Below are 5,715 nucleotides of genomic sequence, written 5' to 3' on the forward strand. Positions count from 1 at the left end.
GCACCGCAACGCGTGCCGGGCACCGGTCCGGCCACCGGAACCGGGACTATCGTGGCGGCGGGTGTCGGGGTTGGGTTGGGTGCGGAGGTATGCCATGGAGAGCAGACAGAACTACCGCACTCTGAATGTCGCTGTGCACGACCGCATTGCGACGATCACCCTCGATCGCCCCCGCCAACGCAATGCCTTCAACCGCGAAATGGGCTCGGAACTCTCCCACGCCTACCGCGCCTGCGATGCCGACGACGAGATTCGCGTCATCATCCTCACCGGTCGGCCCCCGGCCTTCTGTGCCGGCGCGGATTTGAGTTCGGGTGACGCCACGTTCACCGATCCGGCGCAGGATTTCAGTGCCGCGGGTGTGAATCCACCCGCTTGGCGTCTCCGTAAGCCCGTTATCGCCGCGGTCAACGGGCATGCCATCGGGATCGGGCTGACGCTCGCCCTGCAATGCGATATCCGGGTCATGGCCGAGGACGCCAAATACGCGATCCCGCAGGTTCGCCGGGCGATGATCGGCGACGCCTATTCGCACTGGACCCTCCCCCGGCTCATCGGGATCTCACGCGCGGCACATTTGCTTTTGACCGGAACCACATTCGACGGCCGTCAGGCCCGGGATTGGGGCTTGGCAATCGAATCCGTCCCCGCCGACCAGGTCTTGCCCACCGCCCTCGCACTGGCCCGCGATATCGCGGTGAACACCGCTCCGCTCGCTGCCGCGATGTCCAAACAACTCCTGTGGTCGAGCTTCGAAAACGATGCGGCCCGAATCGGCATTGCAGAGACCGACCTACACCGGACGCTGATGGCTCACCCCGATGCCAAGGAGGGTGTTCGCGCCTACCTCGATGGCCGTGCCCCCGAATGGAGGGGCACCCCCGACCCCCGCGAGCTGTGATTTATCACGTTTGACGCATTCACTTCCCCGCTGCGCGTCGATACCGCTTAACCTCGCTGGTGCACAACTGTTAGCTGAGAAGGTGGCACAGAGCGTGATCGGTACGCGGGCGAAGCTCGATGAACTAGCCAAGATCCTGGAGATGGCGGCGGAACCTGCGGGTGAGGCCGGGGTCGTCAAGCGGGAGAAGAAGGGCATTCCGAGTGTTCGGCAGCGGGTGAACATGCTGCTCGATCCCGGAACATTCATCGAGACGGGCGCTTTGGCCCGGCAGCCCGGTCAGCCGGACGCGCTCTACGGTGACGGACTGGTGACCGGTCGCGGGTTGATCGGCGGGCGGCCGGTGGTTGTGATCTCGCACGATCAGACCGTGTACGGCGGGTCGGTCGGTGTCACGTCGGCGCAGAAGTTCATGCGTGCACTGCAATTCGCGTTCGACAATGCCTGCCCGGTGGTGACGATCAACGATTCGGGTGGCGCGCGTATCCAGGACGCGGTGGGTTCCATCGCCTCGTTCGGCGATATCTCCCGGGTGCTGGAGAAGCTGTCCGGCTATGTGCCACAGGTGTCGATCATTCTCGGCAAATGCGCGGCGGGTTCGGTGTACGGGCCGATCAATACCGATGTGCTGATCGGCACCAAGGATTCGTACATGTTCGTCACCGGGCCGGACGTGATCAAGGCGGTCAACGGCGAGGATGTCAGCGCCGAGGATCTGGGTGGTGCGAAGGTGCAGGCCGAGCGCGGCACGCTGCATCACGTGGCCGAGACCGAGCAGGACGCCTACGCGTGGGCCCGCAACTATCTCAGCTACATGCCGACGAGCTGCCTCGAGCAGCCGCCGGTCGTGAATCCCGGTCTGGAACCGGAGATCACCGCGTACGACCTCGAGCTCGACACGATCATTCCGGATTCCGATCGCACCGGCTACGACATGCACGAGATCCTGCTGCGGCTGTTCGACGACGGCGAATTCCACGAGATCCGAGCCGCTTTCGCGCCCAACCTGATCACCGGCTTCGCCCGGGTCGACGGCTACCCCGTCGGCGTGATCGCGAATCAGCCGCTGGTGCTGGGTGGTTCGATCGATGCCGCCTGCTCGGACAAGTCCACCTACTTCATCCGCCTCTGCGACGCCTTCAATATCCCGCTGGTCTTCGTGGCCGATACTCCGGGCGTGTTGCCGGGTCTCGCGGAAGAGGCCGCCGGCGTCATCATCCGGGGCGGCCGCGTCCCCCGCGCCATCATCGAGGCCACCGTCCCCATCATCAACCTGGTGGTCCGCAAGTCCTACGGCGGCGCCTACGGCATGATGGCCGCCCGCCAGGTCGGCGCGGACATCAGCTTCGCCTGGCCCACCGCGAGAATCGCCGTGATCGGCGCGGAATCCGCGGTAGACCTGCTCGGCAAGCGCCAGTTGGCCGCATTGCCGGAAGACCAGCGAGCCGCGGCCCGCGACTATCTCATCAACCAGTACAACGAAACCGTCGCCACCCCCTGGATCGCAGCGGAACGCGGCTACATCGACGCCGTGATCGAGCCCTCCCGCACGCGCCTCGAAATCCGTCAGGCCCTCCGCCTCCTGCGCACCAAGCCCACCGCCAAACCCGAATTCAACCCCCGCAAACACGCCATCTACCCCATGTAACCGAATCCCCGTTCAGCCGCCGAAGATTCGCGCCACCCGCCGCGCGACTTCGGCGGCGGAAACGTCTCGAAGCTGTTTGCGCACACCCCTCGAGGTCACCCCCTCAACCGACGAAAACTCCCCCGAACACGTCCCGATGCCCCCGCGCGGTATCCATGTACTCCCGAACCCGATGAATCAGCCCGCCCCGCAACTCGAACACAAAGCAGTAATCGTTCCGATACAGCTTCCCGTTCGCGAGTGTGGCACTCATCGTCTCCTCCACGACCACCCGATCCCCCTCGGCGTAGAACCCGTGGAACTCCACCACCACATCACCAACGAACAACCGCCCGAAATCCTCGGCGATAAATCTTGTAATAGCGTCCCGCCCAACCATATGACTGGGCACATCCAACGCCACCGCAGTCGCGTTCCCGGCCGGCGCAAGCCACTCGGCATCACCAGTGAAAAACGCCGCAATCTGCCCGGCATCCCGCCCCGCAAACGCCCGCCAGGCCCCCTGCACGATGGTCTTGTTATCGAGTGTCATACCCATCACGCTATGACCGCACCCACCCCAACGCTGGCGGAAAACCGCCAAGGTCACCCCAACCCCATTGCGGCCGACCACAACCACTACCCCAGCAACTGAACCGTCCTGTCCCCAGGTACCAGCCCATCAACTCGGCCGCGTCCGCCAAGCGATCGTTCAACAAGCACAATACGACGGTCGCCCTCAGCCGCTTCGCATTCGGGTGCCGGGACTTGACAAGGGGACGGTGTTAGGTTGCGGCACATGGATATTGATAGTGGTGTGCGAATCGGGGCGCTCGCCGCGAAGGTCACCCGGCTTCGAGCGGCACTGGCCAATGATCCCGATGGGGATCTCCTGGCATCGTTCCCTGCGGGTATCGACCTCGATCCGAGCCGTGAACTCGATACCTACCGCCGCCAGGTTGAGAACTACACTGCGTCCGGTCGTCTTCCCGCCGCGGCAACAGTTGGGCTGGAAAGCCTTACGCTGCCCGCCGCGATGATCGACCTGTATCGCCTCACCGACCGCGCGCAGACCGGTGACATCGAACTGCTCGGCACGTTCGACAAGGGCGCGATCATGAACGCCGAAGGGGAGGTTCATCGCGGTGACGAGCCCTGGCTTCGAATCGGGTTGATCGGCAACGACAACTTCCTGATCCACCTCACCACCGGCGAGGTGATGTTCACAGATCAGTACTTCTGGCGGTACGGGGAGCACGACACGTCACGACTGGTGGCGCCAGACCTGCTGACGTTCTTCGACGAATGCATGACGGGCACGCGGTACCGCGAATTCGTCACCGACCAAGAACTCGACGACGAAGACGGTTGGTACCGCTTCCTCCAGGACAACAACTTCGCCTGAACCGTGGCCGGTCAACGACAAGATCAGGGAGCTGTCAGCGAGGAGAAGCGGACAGATTTCCGCGGTGAGAGCTCCCTGATCTTGGATGTCAAACCAGCGGTGCGCCAGCGCCTTTCGGTCAGGGACCCCGCGCCAAGGTTTGGTTCACACTGGTGACATGTGGTTGGGCATAGCGTGCGCGATCGTCGGCGGCTTGGTGGTGGTTACCGTGCTCGGCGCCTTGATCTACTTCGAGATCGAGTTCCGACTGGCACTGCGGAGGCTGCCGAAGGAGCGCCGGGCGCGGCGAGAGGCGTTGCGGCGACTGAGGGGACCGGAGTATCCGAGCGACGAGTTCGAGGGTCGGGCCGGGGTGCCGCCGGAGGTTGGCATGTAGCCTGGTCGCCGGCCAATTATGCTGCAATTGTGAGGGTGGGCTTGGCACGACAGTGGTGCTTCGAGGGTAGGAAGCTCGTGAGAAGCCTTGTGGTGGTTGGGGTTCTTTTCGGGGTGGGGGGCTGCTCGGGTTTTGATCCTGCGCCTGGTGATGTCAGTCAGTTTGCGATCCGCAATGGGTCGGGGACGACTGTGACCGTGTTTCAATGCGGAACGACCTGTCGGATACATCACGAGTCTGCGGTGCTTGCGCCTGGTGCGGACGAGAAATTCAATGGTGGTACGCATGGCGATACGCAGGAATTTCTGGTTGAAGACAACGCTCATCGGAGTCTCGGTTGTCTGTCCGTGACAATGGATTCCGAGCCGCGTAGCCCTCTGGTGGTTGATACCCAGAATGTAGTGCCGTGCACGGCCCACCAGCTCCGGCAACCGAGCTGGTGGGATCGAGTGTTCGGCTGACGAAGCCCGAGGGAACAGGTCGGGTCTCTCGATGAGTTGATCTCACCAAAGTTGTTGCGCTGCTGTGTCAGGACTCCGCAGGTGCGTCGGCCTGCTCGGCCTCCGCCTCGGTCTCCGGCTGCTGGTGGGCGGCCAGGAACTCGTCGACGATGCGAACGTGGTCGGTGTGGGTGGTGGGGGCGGCTCCGACCAGCCGACCGTAGGCGATCGGGCCGACCAGTTGTGCGACCACCGTGGGCACGTTGGCCGTACCGAGCACCGCACGGCCGTCCTCGGTCGCGAACAATTCCTCGAACGGCTGGCGGTAGTGGTAGTTCAACGCCAGCCGGAACATGTCGGACTTGCTCAGCTGCGTGCTCAAATCGACCGGGGTGCCGGCCGCGAGCCAGGTCAAGGCCACCTTGCGTACCGGTGCGGCATGGATGACCTCGGCCTGGCGGTCGAGCAGCTCGATCAGCCGGTCGCGCACCGGCCCCTCGCCGGGTGCAGTCGCCACAGGAACCAGGGCGCGGTGCAGCGCGGCCGTTCCCGCCATGACCCCCTTGCCGAGGTACTGGTACATGGACTTCTTGGCGGCCTTCTTCCGCTCGCCGTACAGGTAGATCGCCAGCGGCTTCAATCCACCCGATTTGACCAGTGTCACCACCGCGCGCAACTGATCGGCCCGTGTTATCGGCGCCTGCGGGGGCTCCGCCTGGCGGGTGTCTTCGGTGGTCTCGGTGGTCATCGGGATCCTTTCATCCACAACCCGCCGCCACTGCTCCGGCAGGAAATCACCACCGATCTTACGTGTGATCGTTTCACACGCTTCGGCACGCCGGAGGAGACCACCGGTCGAAACCCCAAGAACGCCTTCATAGTTCCATCACCGTGCTGATGGCAACACAACTTGTCACCTACTCGCCGGTGACGAACATTTGTTCGTTCGTCACCGGCGAGTAGGGG

Annotated in this window: 6 protein-coding genes; 4 read left to right on the forward strand and 2 right to left on the reverse strand. The window is 63.8% G+C overall.

Annotation, left to right across the window (positions count from 1 at the left end; translation table 11 throughout):
• Positions 1-94 precede the first annotated feature (94 nt).
• The gene (locus ACFXHA_RS23400) at positions 95-901 is read left to right on the forward strand and encodes an enoyl-CoA hydratase/isomerase family protein (protein WP_379360082.1); all 807 of its coding nucleotides are present in this window, start codon (positions 95-97) and stop codon (positions 899-901) included.
• A gap of 94 nt (positions 902-995) precedes the next feature.
• Positions 996-2,549 carry an acyl-CoA carboxylase subunit beta gene (locus ACFXHA_RS23405; protein ID WP_379360084.1) on the forward strand — a complete coding sequence of 518 codons (1,554 nt, stop codon included), beginning with the start codon at positions 996-998 and terminating at the stop codon, positions 2,547-2,549.
• Positions 2,550-2,652: 103 nt separating this feature from the next.
• Here ACFXHA_RS23405 and ACFXHA_RS23410 read toward each other — a convergent pair whose 3' ends face one another.
• On the reverse strand, positions 2,653-3,081 hold the full coding sequence (locus ACFXHA_RS23410) for a nuclear transport factor 2 family protein (protein ID WP_379360086.1): 429 nt from the start codon (positions 3,079-3,081) through the stop codon (positions 2,653-2,655).
• Between the two features lie 246 nt (positions 3,082-3,327).
• Here ACFXHA_RS23410 and ACFXHA_RS23415 point away from each other — a divergent pair, with 246 nt between their 5' ends.
• Together ACFXHA_RS23415 and ACFXHA_RS23420 are read left to right on the forward strand one after the other, a co-directional pair.
• Positions 3,328-3,933, forward strand: coding sequence for a hypothetical protein (locus tag ACFXHA_RS23415; protein ID WP_379360088.1), 606 nt, complete (start codon positions 3,328-3,330; stop codon positions 3,931-3,933).
• A 157-nt stretch (positions 3,934-4,090) separates the two neighbouring features.
• Positions 4,091-4,309, forward strand: a complete 219-nt coding sequence (locus ACFXHA_RS23420) for a hypothetical protein (protein ID WP_379360090.1) — start codon at positions 4,091-4,093, stop codon at positions 4,307-4,309.
• A 528-nt stretch (positions 4,310-4,837) separates the two neighbouring features.
• On the opposite strand, the gene ACFXHA_RS23425 is transcribed toward ACFXHA_RS23420, so the two are convergent.
• Positions 4,838-5,497: a hypothetical protein gene (locus ACFXHA_RS23425; protein WP_379360092.1), complete on the reverse strand. Its 660-nt coding sequence runs from the start codon at positions 5,495-5,497 to the stop codon at positions 4,838-4,840.
• Positions 5,498-5,715: the final 218 nt, after the last annotated feature.

The sequence above is a fragment of the Nocardia sp. NPDC059240 genome (assembly GCF_042753865.1).
Taxonomy (GTDB): Bacteria; Actinomycetota; Actinomycetes; order Mycobacteriales; family Mycobacteriaceae; genus Nocardia.

What these genes read in the sequence shown, in the direction of transcription:
- ACFXHA_RS23400 (WP_379360082.1), top strand. Translation starts at nt 95, where the DNA reads ATGGAGAGCAGACAGAACTACCGCACTCTGAATGTCGCTGTGCACGAC.
- ACFXHA_RS23410 (WP_379360086.1), bottom strand. Translation starts at nt 3,081, where the DNA reads ATGACACTCGATAACAAGACCATCGTGCAGGGGGCCTGGCGGGCGTTT.
- ACFXHA_RS23415 (WP_379360088.1), top strand. Translation starts at nt 3,328, where the DNA reads ATGGATATTGATAGTGGTGTGCGAATCGGGGCGCTCGCCGCGAAGGTC.
- ACFXHA_RS23420 (WP_379360090.1), top strand. Translation starts at nt 4,091, where the DNA reads ATGTGGTTGGGCATAGCGTGCGCGATCGTCGGCGGCTTGGTGGTGGTT.
- ACFXHA_RS23425 (WP_379360092.1), bottom strand. Translation starts at nt 5,497, where the DNA reads ATGACCACCGAGACCACCGAAGACACCCGCCAGGCGGAGCCCCCGCAG.